This window comes from Kangiella sp., from assembly GCF_048265365.1.
Lineage (GTDB): Bacteria > Pseudomonadota > Gammaproteobacteria > Enterobacterales > Kangiellaceae > Kangiella.
Map to the genome: position 1 here is coordinate 1,549,322 of NZ_JBLXBT010000001.1, position 18,265 is coordinate 1,567,586.

The 18,265-nt window shown below is 44.6% G+C and carries 19 protein-coding genes and 2 tRNA genes; 16 read left to right on the forward strand and 5 right to left on the reverse strand.

Annotated features, from left to right (window positions below; genetic code table 11):
* Positions 1-3 precede the first annotated feature (3 nt).
* Both maiA and ACN0VI_RS07185 read left to right on the forward strand, forming a co-directional pair.
* The gene (gene maiA, locus ACN0VI_RS07180) at positions 4-651 is read left to right on the forward strand and encodes a maleylacetoacetate isomerase (RefSeq protein WP_331893133.1); all 648 of its coding nucleotides are present in this window, start codon (positions 4-6) and stop codon (positions 649-651) included.
* A gap of 78 nt (positions 652-729) precedes the next feature.
* The gene (locus ACN0VI_RS07185) at positions 730-1,995 is read left to right on the forward strand and encodes a DUF3466 family protein (protein WP_417446260.1); all 1,266 of its coding nucleotides are present in this window, start codon (positions 730-732) and stop codon (positions 1,993-1,995) included.
* A gap of 70 nt (positions 1,996-2,065) precedes the next feature.
* Here the strand turns inward: ACN0VI_RS07185 and ACN0VI_RS07190 are convergent, their stop codons facing one another.
* Complete coding sequence (locus ACN0VI_RS07190) at positions 2,066-3,721, reverse strand: electron transfer flavoprotein-ubiquinone oxidoreductase (RefSeq protein WP_417446261.1); 1,656 nt, start codon at positions 3,719-3,721, stop codon at positions 2,066-2,068.
* A 181-nt stretch (positions 3,722-3,902) separates the two neighbouring features.
* Here ACN0VI_RS07190 and ACN0VI_RS07195 point away from each other — a divergent pair, with 181 nt between their 5' ends.
* Together ACN0VI_RS07195 and ACN0VI_RS07200 are read left to right on the forward strand one after the other, a co-directional pair.
* Positions 3,903-4,652 carry an electron transfer flavoprotein subunit beta/FixA family protein gene (locus ACN0VI_RS07195; protein WP_417446262.1) on the forward strand — a complete coding sequence of 250 codons (750 nt, stop codon included), beginning with the start codon at positions 3,903-3,905 and terminating at the stop codon, positions 4,650-4,652.
* Positions 4,652-5,581, forward strand: a complete 930-nt coding sequence (locus ACN0VI_RS07200; RefSeq protein WP_417446263.1) for an electron transfer flavoprotein subunit alpha/FixB family protein — start codon at positions 4,652-4,654, stop codon at positions 5,579-5,581. The genes ACN0VI_RS07195 and ACN0VI_RS07200 overlap by 1 nt, the downstream gene beginning before the upstream one ends.
* Positions 5,582-5,644: 63 nt before the next feature.
* Here ACN0VI_RS07200 and ACN0VI_RS07205 read toward each other — a convergent pair whose 3' ends face one another.
* Positions 5,645-6,442 (reverse strand): DUF1338 domain-containing protein, encoded by a 798-nt coding sequence (locus tag ACN0VI_RS07205; RefSeq protein ID WP_417446264.1) that lies wholly within the window; start codon positions 6,440-6,442, stop codon positions 5,645-5,647.
* A 116-nt stretch (positions 6,443-6,558) separates the two neighbouring features.
* Positions 6,559-7,335: an inositol monophosphatase family protein gene (locus ACN0VI_RS07210; protein WP_417446265.1), complete on the reverse strand. Its 777-nt coding sequence runs from the start codon at positions 7,333-7,335 to the stop codon at positions 6,559-6,561.
* Between the two features lie 164 nt (positions 7,336-7,499).
* Between ACN0VI_RS07210 and ACN0VI_RS07215 the strand changes: the two genes are divergently transcribed.
* From ACN0VI_RS07215 to ACN0VI_RS07270, 12 genes are all read left to right on the forward strand, one after another.
* On the forward strand, positions 7,500-8,339 hold the full coding sequence (locus ACN0VI_RS07215; RefSeq protein ID WP_417446266.1) for an RNA methyltransferase: 840 nt from the start codon (positions 7,500-7,502) through the stop codon (positions 8,337-8,339).
* A 1-nt stretch (position 8,340) separates the two neighbouring features.
* Complete coding sequence (gene cysE, locus ACN0VI_RS07220) at positions 8,341-9,162, forward strand: serine O-acetyltransferase (RefSeq protein WP_417446267.1); 822 nt, start codon at positions 8,341-8,343, stop codon at positions 9,160-9,162.
* A gap of 199 nt (positions 9,163-9,361) precedes the next feature.
* A complete protein-coding gene (locus ACN0VI_RS07225) occupies positions 9,362-9,829 on the forward strand; it encodes an Rrf2 family transcriptional regulator (protein WP_331893142.1) in 468 nt (155 codons plus the stop codon).
* A gap of 61 nt (positions 9,830-9,890) precedes the next feature.
* Positions 9,891-11,105 (forward strand): IscS subfamily cysteine desulfurase, encoded by a 1,215-nt coding sequence (locus ACN0VI_RS07230; RefSeq protein ID WP_331893143.1) that lies wholly within the window; start codon positions 9,891-9,893, stop codon positions 11,103-11,105.
* A gap of 20 nt (positions 11,106-11,125) precedes the next feature.
* Positions 11,126-11,506, forward strand: a complete 381-nt coding sequence (gene iscU / locus ACN0VI_RS07235) for a Fe-S cluster assembly scaffold IscU (protein WP_331893145.1) — start codon at positions 11,126-11,128, stop codon at positions 11,504-11,506.
* Between the two features lie 65 nt (positions 11,507-11,571).
* Positions 11,572-11,895 (forward strand): iron-sulfur cluster assembly protein IscA, encoded by a 324-nt coding sequence (gene iscA / locus ACN0VI_RS07240; protein ID WP_331893146.1) that lies wholly within the window; start codon positions 11,572-11,574, stop codon positions 11,893-11,895.
* A gap of 79 nt (positions 11,896-11,974) precedes the next feature.
* Positions 11,975-12,508 (forward strand): Fe-S protein assembly co-chaperone HscB, encoded by a 534-nt coding sequence (hscB, locus tag ACN0VI_RS07245; protein WP_417446268.1) that lies wholly within the window; start codon positions 11,975-11,977, stop codon positions 12,506-12,508.
* A 27-nt stretch (positions 12,509-12,535) separates the two neighbouring features.
* Positions 12,536-14,389, forward strand: a complete 1,854-nt coding sequence (hscA, locus tag ACN0VI_RS07250; RefSeq protein ID WP_417446269.1) for a Fe-S protein assembly chaperone HscA — start codon at positions 12,536-12,538, stop codon at positions 14,387-14,389.
* A gap of 9 nt (positions 14,390-14,398) precedes the next feature.
* Positions 14,399-14,737, forward strand: coding sequence for an ISC system 2Fe-2S type ferredoxin (gene fdx, locus ACN0VI_RS07255; RefSeq protein WP_331893152.1), 339 nt, complete (start codon positions 14,399-14,401; stop codon positions 14,735-14,737).
* Between the two features lie 53 nt (positions 14,738-14,790).
* Positions 14,791-14,985: a Fe-S cluster assembly protein IscX gene (iscX, locus tag ACN0VI_RS07260; protein WP_417446270.1), complete on the forward strand. Its 195-nt coding sequence runs from the start codon at positions 14,791-14,793 to the stop codon at positions 14,983-14,985.
* Positions 14,986-15,105: 120 nt separating this feature from the next.
* Positions 15,106-15,181 (forward strand) — tRNA-Lys (locus tag ACN0VI_RS07265).
* A gap of 227 nt (positions 15,182-15,408) precedes the next feature.
* Positions 15,409-15,484: transfer RNA gene (locus tag ACN0VI_RS07270), tRNA-Lys, on the forward strand.
* A gap of 384 nt (positions 15,485-15,868) precedes the next feature.
* Here ACN0VI_RS07270 and ACN0VI_RS07275 read toward each other — a convergent pair.
* Together ACN0VI_RS07275 and proB are read right to left on the reverse strand one after the other, a co-directional pair.
* Positions 15,869-17,155, reverse strand: coding sequence for a glutamate-5-semialdehyde dehydrogenase (locus tag ACN0VI_RS07275; RefSeq protein ID WP_417446271.1), 1,287 nt, complete (start codon positions 17,153-17,155; stop codon positions 15,869-15,871).
* A 9-nt stretch (positions 17,156-17,164) separates the two neighbouring features.
* Positions 17,165-17,968: a glutamate 5-kinase gene (gene proB, locus ACN0VI_RS07280; protein ID WP_331889936.1), complete on the reverse strand. Its 804-nt coding sequence runs from the start codon at positions 17,966-17,968 to the stop codon at positions 17,165-17,167.
* Positions 17,969-18,265: the final 297 nt, after the last annotated feature.

Below are 18,265 nucleotides of genomic sequence, written 5' to 3' on the forward strand. Positions count from 1 at the left end.
TTTATGCTGAAACTTTATAGTTACTGGCGGTCAACGGCGGCTTATCGAGTTCGCATTGCGTTAAATGTAAAGCGCCTGTCTTATCAGATGATTCCTGTTCATTTGGTTAAAGATGGTGGTGAGCAGCATAAACCCGAATACCTTGAACGAAACCCACAGGGGCTTGTTCCATTGTTGGATGACAATAGCAAGCTTCTAAGCCAGTCGATGGCTATCTGTGAGTATATTGATGAGGTCTATGACGGTCCCAAATTACTTCCGTATGAACCTTTTTTAAAAGCTAAAGTCAGAAGCCTGTGTCAAGTCATTGCTTGCGACATTCACCCTGTCGATAATTTAAGAGTTCTTAAATACTTGAAAGGTGAGCTTAATGTCAGTGATGAGGCTAAAGATACCTGGTATAGGCATTGGATTCATGAAGGATTCAGGGCGATAGAACTAGAATTGCAGAGCTACAAAGAGCAGGGCCCATTTGCCTTTGGTGACTTGCTGACTTTAGCGGATGCCTTTATTGTGGCTCAAATGTACAATGCTCGACGCTTTAACGTCGATTTAACTGATTACCCGCGTCTGGTTGAAGTAGAGCAACACTGTTTAACCTTAGACGCCTTTAAAGATGCCAGGCCAGAATCACAGCCCGATGCTGAGTGATTTCTGATGATGACACTCTGATGTCTCATAATAGGAATGCATTGATTACACCAAATTCGTCAATATAAGAGAAATAGAATGAAACAACAGCGATTTAAGAAAACTTTACTTGCGTCTTTGCTTACATTGAGCACAGGACTTGCGCTCTCCGCACCTTATGAGATTGTTGACTTAGGCGGCCTCGATGGCAATTACAGTGTTGCTTATAAGCTTAATGAACTGGGTGTTGGTGTAGGTGTTGCCAACGGACCAAGAAATGAAGAGGGCAGCAGGGACTTTTTTGGTCATGCAGTAAAATACCAACAAGGTGGAAATCAGGACCTAGGTGTTTTAGCTGATGGGACTGTCAGTGAGGCTATAGGAATTAATTCTTCAGGTGTTGCCGTTGGTTATGCCAATGTCTTAACTGAAGTTGTACGTGAAGGTAGTGACCCACTAATTCAAGAGAACAACTTTGCAGTGATCTTTGATTCAGGAATTGAGAAGTTAGTAGAAAAAGAAGACCTGACTCAAACAAGGGCCGTAGCCATAAATGATGACAGTTTAATAGTTGGTTATGGACAATTTGACGTTGATCCCGATGATGAAAATGATGCTGTAGATAGAGGCTTCATATATAACAACAACGACCAAAGTTATTATATGGTTCCATCCTTGGCTGATGAAGCAACTCGAAAGTCCTATATGACAGGCATTAATAATTCGGGCAAAGCACTTGGCTTCTCAGATGCGCCAGTGCCTGATACAGAGCAGTACACTATAAAGTCATTCATTATCGATACAAATAATCAAAATGCCGTGACCGAATTGCCAATTAAAGATAACCGTGCGACATTCGCCCACGATATTAACCTTTATGACGAAGTGGTTGGTAGTGTTTACATTTCAGGAAGTCGCAATAATCAAGAGGCTTTCTACTTTGATGCGCAAAGTGGCTCAGATGAATTGACCTTTATCGGTTTCTTCCGGTCGGACTTTACTGACTCAAGAGCAAGAGCTATTAATGACAATGGTCAGATTGTTGGACGGGCACTAATTTCCGCTCCTACATTGAATGAGTTTGCGGCATTTATTTATGAAAACGATGAAATGAAAGATCTGAATGATTTGGTTCCATGTGACTCCGGCTGGAAATTAACCGAAGCTACAGATATCAATAACGCTGGCCAGATTGTGGGTTTTGGAGCAAAGGATGGTGAGATTAGAGCATTCAGGCTTGACCCAACAGGTGGAGCGATTGAAAGCTGTGATACAGAAGAAGACAACAACTCAGGTGGCGGTAGTGTGCCCTTCTTGATGCTAGCACTATTAGCTTTATTCGGCTTAAGAAGAAAGCAAAGCTGAAAAATTAGACTCATAAAAAAAGCGGCTACAGCCGCTTTTTTTATGTCCATAATTTGTTCTAAATCATGAGTTACATATTGGGATAGTTTGGTCCGCCAGTGCCTTCAGGAGTAACCCAATGAATGTTCTGGCTTGGATCTTTGATATCACAAGTTTTGCAGTGCACACAGTTCTGCGCATTGATCACAAACTTGGGATTATTACCGTCATCATCACGTACTATTTCGTAAACCCCAGCAGGGCAGTAGCGTTGCGCAGGCTCATCATATTTTTCCAGGTTAACCTCAATCGGGATGGAAGGATCTTTAAGCTGTAGATGTACCGGCTGATCTTCTTCATGGTTGGTGTTGGAAACAAACACGGACGAAAGCTTATCAAACGATAATTTGCCGTCCGGTTTTGGGTAGTTGATCTTTTTGCATTCTGAAGCTGGCTTTAATTGTGCATAATCAGGTTCAGGATCGCTTAAGGTCCATGGCAGTTTGCCATTGAAGATATTCAAATCGATGAAGGCATAAGCTGAACCTAACAGGTTGCCCCATTTGTGCTGTGCAGGACCGAAGTTACGTTGTGCATGAAGTTCTTTCCATGCCCATGACTTCTTGTAATTGTCTGCATATTCAAGCAAGTCATCATTAGCGCGTTCGCTAGCCATAGCCGATATAACCGTTTCAGCGGCAATCATGCCTGACTTCATGGCGGTATGTGAGCCTTTAATTTTTGCAAAGTTTAAAGTACCTGCATCATCACCAATCAGTAAGCCACCCGGGAATGACATTTTCGGTTGTGACTGTAAACCACCCTTAGTAATCGCACGTGCACCATAAGAAATGCGCTCACCACCCTCAAGATATTGTTTAATGGCTGACTGGTGCTTGTACCGCTGGAATTCATCAAACGGACTAACGTGTGGGTTTGAATAGGAGAGGTCGGTAATCAGGCCTACAACTACCTGCTCATCTTCAATATGGTACAGGAAGCCGCCGCCAGCAGAGCCTGACTCACTTAATGGCCATCCTGCTGTATGAACAACAAGACCTTGCTTGTGTTGCTCGGCTGGAACTTTCCACAGCTCTTTAATGCCAATACCGTAATGTTGCGGCTCTTTACCTTTATCAAGCTTAAATTTGGCAATCAATTCTTTACCTAAGTGACCGCGACAGCCTTCAGCAAATAGGGTGTATTTAGCGTGCAGCTCCATTCCCGGCATATAGCCATCTTTCTTTTCGCCGTCACGGCCAATGCCCATATCGCCAGTTGCGATACCTTTTACTGAGCCGTCGTCATTATAAAGCACTTCGGAAGCAGCAAATCCTGGGAATATTTCAACGCCTAATGCTTCAGCTTGCTCAGCTAACCAGCGGCAGACATTGCCCAAACTGACAATATAGTTGCCATCGTTATGCATGGTTTTAGGTGCAAAGAGATTTGGGATCTTGATTGATTTGTTCTGACCTCTAAAGAGATAAATATTATCTTCAGACACCTTGGTCAACAGGGGAGCGTTCTTTTCCTGCCAGTCAGGAATGAGTTCGTTCAGAGCAGTCGGTTCAAACACAGCTCCAGATAGAATGTGCGCACCGACTTCGGAGCCTTTTTCAACCACACAGACCATTAAGTCCTGGTCTTTTTCGGCTGCCAGCTGGCGAAGACGAATCGCTGCCGATAAGCCCGCAGGGCCTGCACCAACGATTACGACATCAAACTCCATAAATTCACGTTCCACTTAATTCTCCCCTTATCTGTTTTTTTACTCAAAAACGGTTAAAATCTGTTCAAATTCGGCTCAAATTGACCGTTAACTATTGACCTTAAGGTCTTAAAACGTCACCATTGCGGCCTATTTTACTAAAGATAGGCGCTCCAGTCGTCTATATCTGGCGAAATTATACATAGATAGGGTTTTCATGAAAATTCTCGTTGCAATAAAACGTGTTATTGATGCGAATGTTAAGGTTCGTGTTAAGGCGGACAACACCGGCGTCGAAACCGCCAATGTTAAAATGTCCATGAATCCATTCTGTGAGATTGCTGTCGAAGAAGCGGTGCGCTTGAAAGAACAGGGCGTGGCCAGCGAAGTGATAGTGGTTTCTATTGGCAACCAACAGTGTCAGGAAAGCTTGCGTACTGCGCTAGCTCTTGGTGCGGATCGCGCCATTCTGGTGAAATCCGATGACGCAGTTGAGCCTTTAGCAGTGGCCAAGGTGTTGAAGAGCCTTGTCGAGAAAGAGCAGCCGGAAATGGTTCTGCTTGGTAAACAGTCAATCGACGGTGATAACAACCAGACTGGCCAGATGCTTGGCGCTCTTCTTGGTTGGGGGCAGGGCACTTTTGCTTCTAAAGTCGAAGTTGCTGACGGTAAAGCTCAGGTTACGCGTGAGATTGATGGTGGTCTGCAAACTTTGGATGTTAAGTTGCCAGCCATTATCACCACAGACTTGCGTTTGAACGAACCTCGTTTCGCTTCACTTCCAAACATTATGAAAGCAAAGCGTAAGCCGCTTGAAGAGTTTGCGATAGCCGACTTGGGTGTTGATGTAGCGCCACGCACAGAAACGCTAAAAGTGGAAAACCCACCAGCACGCAAAGAAGGTATCAAAGTTGAAACTGTTGCCGAACTGGTTGATAAATTAAAGAATGAAGCGAAGGTGATCTAATGGCCACTTTAATCATTGCAGAACATAATAACAGTGAGTTGCAGCCTGCAACTTTTAACACCATTGCTGCCGCTAAGCATTTAGATGGCGACACAGTCGTTTTAGTAGCCGGTCACGATTGTAAATCAGTGGCTGAGGAAGCTGCTAAAGCAGAAGGTGTCGATAAAGTTCTTTTGTCCGAAGCTGAGCATTACGCGCATTTGTTGGCTGAAGACTTAGACAAGTTAGTGGTTGAGCAAGCTGAGAACTTTTCTCATATTCTTGCGCCAGCAACCACCTTCGGTAAAAACATTGCTCCACGCATCGCGGCTTTACTGGATGTCCAACAAATTTCAGACATCATTGCCATTGAAAGCGACGATACTTTTAAGCGTCCTGTGTATGCTGGTAACGCAATTGCTACCGTAAAAAGTAACGACAGCAAAAAAGTGGTTACAGTTCGAGCAACAGCATTTGATGCTTTGTCACACGAAGGTGGTTCAGCTTCTGTAGAGTCGATAGGCACAACAGAACATGGCGCTTTAGTGGATTACGTAGGTGAAGAACTAACTGAGTCAGAGCGTCCTGAACTAACCTCTGCCAAAGTCATCGTTTCAGGTGGTCGCGGTATGGGTAATGGTGAGAACTTCGCCATGCTTGAGCAATTGGCTGATAAATTAGGTGCAGCTGTTGGCGCTTCGCGTGCAGCAGTGGACGCAGGCTTCGTGCCTAATGATTACCAGGTTGGTCAAACCGGCAAGATTGTTGCTCCTGAATTGTACATAGCAGTCGGAATTTCTGGTGCCATCCAGCATTTGGCAGGTATGAAAGATTCCAAAGTGATTGTCGCCATCAACAAAGATGAAGAAGCTCCAATCTTCCAGGTCGCCGACTATGGCTTGGTAGCTGACTTATTTAAAGTAGTTCCAGAATTAATAGAAGCACTTTAGATATAAGCTTCACTCATAAAAAAACCGCCAACCGGCGGTTTTTTTATTTCTAATATTTTTCAATTAAGCAGCTGCGTTTGTTGACTCAAAAATCTTGTCAGCGCTTGCTGCAACAAAGCCTTGATAAAGCTCGCCATTGTTCATGGCAAAACGTTCTGCAAACTCGTAGAAGCATGAGCGGATAGGGTAGATGCCGTCTTCAAATTTCCAGTCGACCATATTGGCCATGGTGGAGCTTTGCTTTAGGCAAACTTCTTCATTGCCTTTGATTTCGCCACCACTGGTGTTGAGTTCAAAGTTTTGTTGCTTGAGATACTCGTTTACGTCTTCAATCGTTCCCAATTGTGTAAGATGGTTGATCGAAACCGTAAAGTGGTTTGCGCGTAAGCCAAAAGCTGCAAGCCAGGCTGCGTATTCACTTTCTTCCAGCAGTTTCTCATATGCAGTGCGAGAAATTTTACCCCATGGGCGACTGGGTAGGTGCAGCCCATTTTGGCCGATATTCCAGTTGGCCTCTGCGATTAAACCGCGGCAGAACATTTGCAGTTCTGGCGAAAACTCTTCCAGCAGTAATTCGCTGACGAAGATTTTCGGTGCATCTTGATCTGTTTCATGGGCAAAATGTTTGGCGTAGAGTTTCTTTTCTTCAAAATGGTATTCGCCAGCTTCCTGGTAACCAAATTGCTTAAGATGCTCGCCAATGTGCTTGAGGCTGATCAAACCGTCATTGAAGGTTCTTAACGCGATGTGATCGTTGGTGATAACTTCTTCACCTAACGCTTTGAATTTATTGTGAATAGTCAATGCGTCTGGAGTGATTTCAATATAATCTTCCCAAAGTGCATTAAAAAGAGTATTCATATCAATAACTACCTTTAGTTCTTTATGTGTAAATCTGGTAAGAGGACAGACCAATTGTATAATAATCGGCCTGTCGTTCTCTAGTGAAATCTGAAAAGAATGAGTGTTGTTGTGGATTAGATGTTTTTGATCGTCTGCAAGAAGTGCTTAAAGACGCCAGGGTTAGCGGCCAGAATGCTCGCTGAATCGCCTGTGTACTGATTACCTTTGATGTCGCTGACCATACCGCCGGCTTCTTTAACGATTAAAGCGCCTGCGGCAGTATCCCAATCACTTAGACCAAACTCCCAGAAGCCATCGTAACGACCGGCTGCAACATAGGCCAAATCCAAAGCAGCTGAGCCTGCGCGACGCATATCAATACAGTGCGGATAAAGAGCTTGGAAGTATTCCATGTACTTAGCCAGGTCCTGGCCTTCTCGGAATGGGAAGCCTGTTGCCAGTAAGGCATTTTCCAGCTTCTTGCCATCGCTAACACGCAAACGCTTGTTATTTAACTGGGCGCCCGAGCCATTGGCTGCGCTGAACATTTCGTCCTGCATTGGATCATAAACCACGGCAGCAACCGTTTTGCCTTTCTGGCGAACGGCAATGGAAATAGAGAAGTGAGGAATTCCACGAAGGAAGTTGGTAGTGCCATCGATAGGATCGATGACCCAGACAGTGTCGCTGTTGCCCTGGTGGCCGCTTTCTTCAGCGAAGATAGCGTGATCAGGATAGCTTTTCTTGATGGTATCAATAATCAAATATTCGGCTTGTTCGTCGATATTACTGACAAAATCATTGAGGCCTTTGCTTTGCGAAATAATGCGATCACGATCAGTAAACGCTTTTGCAATAAAGTCACCCGCACGGTTAGCCGCACGCACGGCAATTGTTTTGTACGCATTCATATTGATATACCACCACTGTCAAAGAACTACTGGCTCAAAGGCCAAAATCGGGCGCATCATACCAAATATTTATACAGGGTAAAATATTTATCATTATAAATAGGGGATTCCCTTACCCTTTGTTATCATATCGCTTAACTTTTTATGCTTCTTTTCAACGCGTTATGAGCTATTCCACCTCTTCAGAACCACAATTTGACCCTCAACTGCTCGATAGCATTAAAATAGTACTTTGCCAGACTAGCCATCCAGGCAATATCGGTGCGGCTGCCCGAGCCATGAAAACTATGGGCTTGAAGCATCTAGTGCTGGTTAAGCCTAAGGATTTTCCCTCTGAAGAAGCGATGGTTCGCTCATCCGGTGCTCTAGATGTGCTGGAAAATGCGCAGATCGTTGAAACTGTTGAGGAAGCTTTGCAGGATTGTCGATTAATCATCGGTACCAGCTCCCGCAACCGAGCTTTGCCATGGCCATTGATTGAGCCGCGTGAAATGGGCGAGTTAATCAAAGATCAAACAGAAGCGCGTCCGGTTGCCATTATGTTTGGTCGCGAAAGCACCGGATTGCTCAATGAAGAGTTACAGTTGTGCCATTACCACGTCAATATTCCAGCCAACCCTGAGTATATGTCCTTAAACCTTGCTTCAGCGGTTCAATTGATTGCCTATGAAATTAGGCTGGCCAGTAAAATTATTACTGGAGCTGTTGAGCAAGATTCACATCCTGTTGATTCTGACCTAGGTTATAGTGCGCAAACTGACTCAGAGCAGGACAAAGACAGCGAGCAGCTGGCAAGTTTTGAAGAGGTCGATGGGCTATATAACCATCTGGAATCCACTATGAACAAAACGGACTTCTACAACCCCGAGCAACCTAAATTATTACCTGCTAGAATACGCAGAATTCTGGCAAAAGCCCGCCTCAATAAAGGTGAGGTTAATATCTTGCGAGGCTTTTTGTCCTCAATTGATAAGTATATTAAGCGGCATGTAAAAGGCTCATAGTATGTTTAAGCGCATCAAAGAAGACATAAAAAGTGTGTACCACCGCGATCCCGCGGCGCGTAACAACTTTGAAATCTTAACCAATTACCCCGGCCTGCATGCCGTCTGGTTTCATCGCTTAGCTCACAAGTTATGGAATGCGAATTGGAAATGGTTGGCGCGCACCTTATCGACCTTGGCTCGTTGGTTTACCGGTATTGAAATTCATCCAGGCGCTAAAATAGGTCGTCGCTTTTTTATTGACCATGGCATGGGCGTAGTAATTGGTGAGACCGCGGAGATTGGCGATGATTGCACCTTGTATCATGGTGTGACATTGGGCGGAACCAGCTGGAAAGCTGGCAAACGTCACCCAACATTAGAAGACGGCGTTGTCATTGGTGCCGGAGCAAAAGTCCTCGGGCCCATTACCTTACACAAAAATGCACGGGTCGGCTCAAATGCAGTGGTGATTAGAGATGTCCCTGAAGATACGACTGTTATAGGTATCCCAGCGCGCGAAAGTTCTCGCTCTAAACATGATGGCGATGAAATTTTTGAAGCTTATGGCATCAGCGCGGATCAGCAAGATCCATTAACTCAAGCCATTCGTACCATGTACACGCATGCCAATGCGATGGAAACACAGCTTCACTCTATTTGCTGTGCATTAAAGGCTAAGGGGTTTGACCTGAACGAATTTGATTTGCCCGATATGGATTGCAGCAAGATCCTTGATGGAAATGGCAAGCACGCAAAATCACCTACCGAAGCGGTAAGTTCTGAGTACACCGAGCCAGCCCAGTCGGATGCTTCTGAAGGCGATAAAACGAGTAAAGAATAATAATGACTTAATATCTGAGTATTTCATTAAGTCTTATACTAGAACCAAGTCATGAGTTTTATTAATGGTTTTTAGCTTTCTAATAAGTTTCTTTTTAATCAATAGGTTATAAACAGCTCCTTCCTTACGACAAGTTAATCAAAGTTGACTAAATTACTCGGGTATGGGATCATGTAGGGGTAATTTACGGGAAGAGCTTATGAAACTAAGTACTAAAGGTCGATATGCTGTAACTGCCATGCTGGACTTGGCATTACACAGTGGAAATGGCCCCATTACATTAGCTGAAGTCTCAAGCAGACAGGATATTTCTTTGTCTTATCTTGAGCAGTTATTTTCCAAGCTGAGAAAAGCCAGCTTGGTTGATAGTGTGCGTGGTCCCGGTGGTGGATATGAGCTCAAACGTCCATCAAGCCAGATTTCGATTGCAGAAGTTGTGCTTGCGGTCAATGAACCCATTAGCGCAACCAAGTGTAACGGAAAGGGCGGCTGCCAGGATGGCGACTTGTGTTTGTCACATCAATTATGGACTGAGCTGAGCGATCAGATTTATCAGTTCTTGAGTGGCATCACTTTAGAACAAGTTATTCAAAGACGTTTTGTACAAAAAGTTGCAGAACGTCAGAATCATCGTTTTCGTGAAGAAGACGTTATTTTATTTAGTTAACGATTTATCAACTGCATCTAAAAGTTGTGGTTAATAGGCAAACGAAACAGCGGAGAAAAACATGAAATTACCCATCTATCTTGATTACGCAGCAACCACGCCGGTCGATCCGCGTGTTGCCGAGAAGATGGTTCAATACATGGGTGTTGACGGTATCTTTGGTAACCCGGCTTCTCGTTCTCACAAATTTGGGTGGGAAGCGGAAGAAGCGGTAGACATTGCTCGTCAACAAGTAGCTGAATTAATCAATGCAGACCCGCGTGAGATTGTTTGGACTTCAGGTGCTACTGAGTCTGACAACTTAGCGATAAAGGGTGCTGCGCATTTTTATGGTAAAAAAGGCAAACACATTATTACCGTAAAAACAGAACATAAAGCAGTTCTGGATACTACTCGCCAACTTGAGCGTGAAGGTTACGAAGTCACTTATATGGACGTCCAGGAAGATGGCTTGCTGGACCTTAAAGCTCTTGAAAACGCGATGCGTGACGACACTATTTTAGTGAGCGTAATGCACGTTAATAACGAAACAGGTGTAGTTCAGGACATCGACGCTATTGGTGAAATGTGTCGTGAGCGAAAAATTATTTTCCACGTCGATGCAGCACAAAGTGCAGGCAAGTTACCAATCGATGTAGAGAAAACCAAAGTCGATTTGTTATCGATTTCAGGCCACAAAATGTATGGCCCGAAAGGTATCGGTGTTTTATATGTACGTCGTAAACCGCGTGTTCGTTTAGAAGCACAAATGCACGGTGGCGGGCATGAGCGTGGTATGCGTTCTGGTACTTTACCAACCCACCAAATCGTCGGCATGGGCGAAGCGGCTCGCGTTGCAAAAGAAGATATGGCAAGCGATAACGAACGAATTATAGGTTTACGCGAGCGTTTGTGGAATGGTGTGCAAAATATGGAAGAAGTATATCTTAATGGCCACCCAGAAAAGCGCGTAGCTGGCATCATTAATATCAGCTTTAACTTTGTTGAAGGTGAGTCATTGATTATGGCACTTAAAGATTTAGCAGTTTCTTCCGGTTCGGCTTGTACATCAGCCAGCTTGGAGCCTTCGTATGTATTGCGTGCCTTAGGTCGTGATGATGAATTAGCGCACAGCTCAATTCGTTTCACTATCGGTCGCTTTACGACGGAAGAGGAAGTTGATCACGCCATTGAGAAAGTTCTAAACTCAATTGGCCGTTTACGTGAATTATCACCACTTTGGGAAATGTACAAAGATGGTGTGGACTTGTCCAAAGTTGAGTGGCAAGCCCACTAACAATTGTAGGAGATACTACTATGGCTTATAGCGAAAAAGTAATTGATCATTATGAAAATCCACGCAACGTCGGTTCTTTCGAAAAGACCGATAACAGCGTTGGTACAGGTATGGTTGGTGCGCCTGCGTGTGGTGATGTAATGAAACTGCAAATAAAAGTAAACGAGCAGGGCATTATTGAAGACGCAAAATTTAAGACTTACGGTTGTGGCTCTGCGATTGCCTCAAGTTCTTTAATCACTGAGTGGGTTAAAGGCAAGACAGTCGATGAAGCGCAAACCATTAAGAATACGCAAATTGCTGAAGAGTTGGCTTTGCCTCCAGTAAAAATTCACTGTTCAGTGTTAGCTGAAGATGCGATTAAAGCAGCAGTGAAAGATTACAAAGAAAAGCACGGCTAGTAATTGGTTACTCGTCGCTCGTTATTCATCAAGTAATAAACCAGGTAAGAAGGTTAGGATTTAATATGGCAATCACCTTATCCGATGCAGCAGCAGAGCGCGTAAAAAGTTTCTTGGCCAATCGCGGCAAAGGACTTGGAGTTCGTCTGGGTGTAAAAACCACAGGCTGCTCTGGCTTAGCTTATGTTCTTGAGTTCGTTGATGAACTGAATGACGAAGATGTTGTTTTTGAAGACAAAGGCGTCAAGGTGATTGTTGACCCTAAGAGTAAGCTCTATCTTGACGGTACTCGCCTCGAGTTCATAAAAGAAGGCCTTAACGAAGGCTTTGAGTTTGTGAACCCTAATGTTAAGGGCGAGTGTGGTTGTGGTGAGTCTTTCACAGTTTAATAGTCTGTAAAGCTCTTACAAAGAAATAAGACTGTTTGTTAAACAAGTTGCTTTAAACTCTTCAACAAGAATTCCTGTTATGGCTAATTCACAGCAAAACTATTTTGAAATGTTCGGCCTTGAGCCGAATTTTTCTATCGATATCCCAAAACTTTCAGCCAAGCTAAGAACACTGCTCAACAGCGTGCATCCCGACCGCTTTGCCAGCTCAGGCGCACAGCAGCAAATGCTTTCAATGCAAAAAACCACTCATCTTAATGATGCGTTTGCCGTGTTAAAAAATCCTGTTAAGCGAGCTCAATATTTGTTACATCTCAAGGCAGGAATCGATACTGCTAAAGATCACACGGTTAATGACCCTGAATTTTTGATGCAGCAATTAGAGTTGCGTGAAGAGTTAGAAGATATTGTGGCCAGCAGTGATATCTCCCGATTAAATCAATTTGCTGATAAAATTAGCCAGCTGGAAGAAAGTCAGGAAGAACAGATGGCTGAATTGTTTGAGAAGCAGCCCTTGAATACTGATGAACTTGAAACAGCAATTTATAAGCTCCAATTCTTGCATAAGACCTTGTCGGACATTGAACAAGCAGAAGACAAGCTTTTAAGCTAAATACATTTGAACCAGTAAATATTATTTATGGCGTTACTACAAATTGCAGAACCAGGCAAAAGCACCGATCCGCACCAGCATAAACTGGCGGCGGGCATTGACCTGGGAACGACCAATTCGCTGATTGCTACCGTGCGTAGCGGTAAAGCTAAAACTTTGCCTGATCTTGAAGGCGACCATATTATGCCTTCGATCGTTCATTACGCGAAAGACGGTACCGTGTCGGTAGGCAAATCAGCCAAACTGTTCGTTTGCTCTGATGCTCTGAACACCATTAGCTCCGTTAAGCGATTGATGGGACGTGGCTTAAAGGACGTACAAAAGATTAAAGAGTTCAGTGCCAACCGATTAACTGCATCTGGAACAGGGATGCCGGCGGTAGAAACTGATTGCGGTATTAAAAACCCAGTAGAAGTATCCAGTGAGATTTTGAAGGCTCTGGTTAAACGAGCAGAAGAGTCATTGGAAGGTGAGCTGGGTGGTGTTGTTATCACAGTACCAGCCTATTTCGATGAAGCGCAGCGTCAGGCAACTAAAGATGCCGCGCAGATTGCAGGCGTTAAAGTATTACGCTTGATCAGTGAGCCAACCGCTGCGGCCTTGGCTTACGGTTTAGACACTGGTAGTGAAGGTATCCATGCCATTTATGATTTAGGTGGCGGTACTTTTGATATCTCGATTTTACGTCTTGAAAAAGGTGTTTTCGAAGTGATGTCCACTGGTGGCGATAGCGCCCTGGGTGGCGATGACTTTGATCGAGCTATTGCTGGTTATCTTGTTGAGCAGGCGAATATTGATAAGAGTGATCGTAATGCTTATCAGATGGCCATGATCAAGGCGCGCGACGTTAAGGAAGCTTTGACGGATCAGGACAGTGTGGAAATCAATTTTAAACACTGGAAAGGTTCTATGGACCGAAAGCTCATGGAATCTTTGATTGCACCAATTGTTGATAAGACTTTGGCAGCCTGTCGCCGAACATTAAAAGATGCAGGACTTAAAGCGTCAGAAGTACAAGATATTGTAATGGTTGGTGGCTCAACTCGTGTGCCGCTGGTACGACATAAAGTGGAAGACTATTTTGGTAAGAAGCCGCTGACCGATATCGACCCAGACAAGGTGGTTGCCATTGGCGCTGCAATTCAGGCAGACGTTTTAATCGGCAACAAAAGCGATGAAGATATGTTGTTATTGGACGTCATTCCGTTATCACTGGGTGTCGAAACCATGGGTGGTCTTGCCGAAAAGATCATCCCACGAAATACTCCAATTCCGATTGCTCGCGCACAGGAATTTACTACCTACAAAGATGGTCAAACCGCCATGGCTATTCATGTTGTCCAAGGTGAGCGTGAGCTGGTAGAAGATTGCCGCTCCTTGGCGCGCTTTGAGCTGCGTGGTATTCCGCCGATGGTTGCCGGTGCTGCACGCATTAATGTAGCCTACCAGGTGGATGCTGATGGTTTGCTCAAAGTAACAGCCGAAGAGACCATCACCGGTGTAAAATCAGATATTACCGTTAAGCCTTCTTACGGCTTGAATGACGAGCAAATCACAACCATGTTGCAGTCTTCAGTTAACTACGCCGAAGAAGACATGAAAGCACGCATGTTGCGCGAGCAGCAAGTTGAAGCCAGACGTGTGATTGAAGCTGTACAAGCTGCGTTAGCCGAAAGTGGTGATAAGTTGCTCTCAAAAGATGAGCGTAATGCTATTGAAGAGGCTTTGAAAAAGCTGGCTTACCTCAGCGAGAATGGTGATATTGAAGCCATTGAAGAAGCCATAAAAGTAGTGGATAAGACTACTGAAGAATTTGCCAGTCGACGGATGGATGCGAGTATCGCAAAAGCTCTGGTCGGCCATGAAATTGATGAGATATAAGGGTTAAACATGCCTAAAGTGATTTTTTTACCCCATGAAGAGTTATGCCCGGAAGGTGCTGTGTTTGAAGCAGAAGAGGGGGAAACCGTTCTGGATGTTGCCTTGCGCAACGATATTGAGATTGAACATGCCTGTGAAATGTCATGTGCCTGTACAACTTGCCATGTCATTGTCCGAGAAGGCTTTGATTCGTTAGAAGAGAGCGATGAGCTCGAAGACGACATGCTGGATAAGGCGTGGGGGCTTGAGCCTGAATCGCGGCTAAGTTGCCAGGCAGTGGTTGATGGCGAGGATTTAACCGTAGAAATCCCTAAATACACCATTAACCAGGTGTCTGAGCGTCATTAGTGGCTAGTTTTCAGAGGCCGGTTTTAAGAGCCAGTATTTAAGAGAGTATTGCTATGAAATGGATAGATAGTTTAGATATTGCCATTGAGTTATATGAAAAGCATCCTGATGTGGACCCAAAGACCGTTAATTTTGTGGAATTACAGAAAATGGTCATGGGTTTGGAAGACTTTGACGATGACCCAAAGCGCTGCGGTGAGCGTATTCTGGAAGCTATTCAGATGGCGTGGATAGAAGAGGCCGAATAGGACGTTTTTTGAGCTGATAAAAAGCCGAAAAGAGCCAACAAAAGGTTGTATTTTCTGCAAAAAACAGTATTATACGCGTCTCACCAAAAACGCACTTTGGTGACTCTCGAAAGAGAATTTGGGTTGCTAGCTCAGTTGGTAGAGCATCTGACTTTTAATCAGGTGGTCACAGGTTCGATCCCTGTGCAACCCACCAAATTCTTCCCCCTTTAAAGCAAAGGGATCGAAACCGCTAATAGAAATATTGGCGGTTTTTTTATGCCTGACTTTCAACCTCTCTTCTACCCTACATTTCCCCCGGGAATAATCGGTTAATAGAAATGTTCAATTAAGTGATATTTAATCGGAATTTAGGCTTGAGTTTTCAGCTCAAAAAGGTATTATACGCGCCATCGAGTTAGGCCATGGCCTGACAAGAGATTTGGGTTGCTAGCTCAGTCGGTAGAGCATCTGACTTTTAATCAGGTGGTCACAGGTTCGATCCCTGTGCAACCCACCAAATCCCAGAAAGCCGCTAATGAAAACATTAGCGGCTTTTTTTGTGCCTGGGTTTTCTATTCTGGAGTAGGCTACCATCTCTTGGGGGCATCGCTAACTTATGGCAATACAATCCAGTTATAGGGTGGGTTAGTTGCAGCCGTAACTCTTCAATGTCTGATGAATTGCTTGTCGTATAGATGGGTTACGCTACCCATCCTATGCCGACTGCATTCGTTTTAAGTGATTTTCACAGTTGGGTGCTCCGAAGATGGCTAGCGTCACGGATGTTTGAATATTAATTAAGGACATAAAAAAGCCGCGAGGCTCTTAGAAAGAGGACACCCGCGGCTTCGGCATAGGGCTAGTCGACCCTATTGCTCGAACGCTTTTTTAAAGCACAGGCTTAGTAGTGCTTTGCCTGGCCTTGGCCAGTGACTACATATTTCTCGGTAGTGAGCTGTACCAGCCCCATTGGGCCGTAGGCGTGCAGTTTACTGGTTGAGATACCAATCTCGGCGCCTAAGCCTAGTTCGCCACCATCTGAGAAGCGTGATGAAGCGTTGACCATAACAACCGATGAGTTGATGCGGCGGATGAATTCATTACCGCGGTCTATGTTTTCAGTGACAATCACTTCGGTGTGGCTTGAGCTGTGTTCAAGGATATGAGCAACGGCATCATCATAGGAATCCACTTGTTTAACGCTCATGGCAAGACTCAAATACTCATTATGATAATCTTCTGCGCTGGCTTCTGTGGCATTGTCCAGTTGTGTGGCTGAGTCTTTATCAGCTTTAAACTGGATACCAAATTCATTGCCCAGCTTTTTAACGCGTTTTAAAAACTCGTTAGCGATGTCTTTATGGATAACCAGGCTTTCCAGTGCGTTACAAACACCAGGACGTGAAACCTTACCGTCTTTAAGAAGCTTTTCAGCTTTGTCCATATCAGCAAACTTATCGACATACAGATGACAAACACCTTTAAAGTGCTGAATCACTGGAATCTTACTATTGTCAGTTACTGCACGAATCAAACGCTCGCCACCACGTGGAATCACCAGATCAATAGTGTCACGGAATTGAAGCAGGTGATTGACCGCTTCGTGGCTTTGCGATGGAACAATGCAGACCATTTCTTTGCTGTGTCCACAATCGACCAGCGCATCATGCCAGCACTGAATCAATGCCTGATTAGAGTGCCATGCTTCTTTACCACCGCGTAGAATCACCACGTTGCCTGATTTTAGTGTCAGGGCAGCAGCTTCTACCGCTACGTTAGGGCGCGCTTCGTAAATCATCAGGATAACGCCCAGAGGAATACGCATTTTGCCGACGCGGATACCATTCGGACGTAGGCTGCTTGGGCCCATTTCACCGACTGGGTCGGCCAGGCTCATCACCTTGTGCAGAGCATCAACCATGCCATCAACGCGCGCTTCATCAAGAAGCAGACGATCGACCATCGCATCGGATAGGTCGTTATCTTTGGCGTATTGAATGTCTTTTCTATTGGCTTCCAGAATCTGGTCCTGGTTGGCTTTTAGTCTTTTAGCCATCGCCGCTAAAACATCATTCTTTTGGCTACTGGTTAAGTTGCCCAACGTTTGTGCTGCCTGTTTGGCACGCACGGTTAATTCATACAGCTCTTGCTGTTCTTTACTTTCAAATGAATTTTCTTTCATGGTCATAAATTCCTCCTAGGCTACCGATACTTCTTTACAAGTACGGTGGATCAAAGTCCCTGGGTTCTGGTTACTGAACAACCTCATATAACTTTCGTTCTTACCATTACAAATAATGGTGTCGATACCGTTTTCTGATGCAAAGCGTGCAGCTTGTAGCTTGGTTTGCATACCGCCGGTACCGCGTGGGTTATGACTACCTTTGCCGACGGCTAAGGTTTCATCAGTAACGCCATTGAATTGAGTGACTAACTCAGCTTCAGGGTTTGTCTTGGGGTTGTCATCATAGACACCATTAATATCGCTACAGATAATGAGAAGATCTGCGTCAGTTAACGCAGCAACTTGTGCGACCAAGTTGTCGTTATCACCAATCGTAAGCTCCTCTGTGGCAACCGTGTCATTCTCATTCACGATTGGCATAGCACCCAGCTCAAATAAGGTCTGGAAGGTGTTACGCGCGTTTTCAGAGCGTTCAGGGTTCTTGATGTCTGCTGAGGTTAATAATACCTGAGCGACCACATCATCAAAGAAGCGCTGCCAGTGTCGAACCACCATAGATTGGCCAATAGCAGCCAATGGTTGCTTTTCTTTTCTGGTTAACACTTCGTTTTTTGGCTTGACCAGGTTAAAACCTGCAGCCACGGCACCAGAGGATACCAAGGTTACATTCTTTCCAGCTTTGTGGCATTTACGAATAAAGTGTGCAATCGGCAAACAGTATTCTGATGAGCAGGAACGGCCGTCTGGAGCAATCAGCGCTGATCCAACTTTAATGACTATATTTTTGTATTGACTAAAATCTATGTGTTCGAGCATGGAATACCTTATATTTCATTTAAAGGATATGTGAATGGAAAAATCGAAAGGATGTGCCTGAAGACAGGACTGTAGTCAGTGGTTGTCACCGACTCAGTAGCAACAGAAATAGCGTCCGACTGGCTCAAAAAGCCCGCCGTTGCTGTCTTTTTCGCTGTTGAATAAATAGTAAGCACGGTTCGCATTGTCACCATACAGATCCTTATGTCAAATTCTAATCCAAGAAAATCTGAGACGGCCTCTAAGCGCCTCTTAGCGGTGTTCTGTTGCTTTAACTGGTAGGGTAGTAGCATTAGT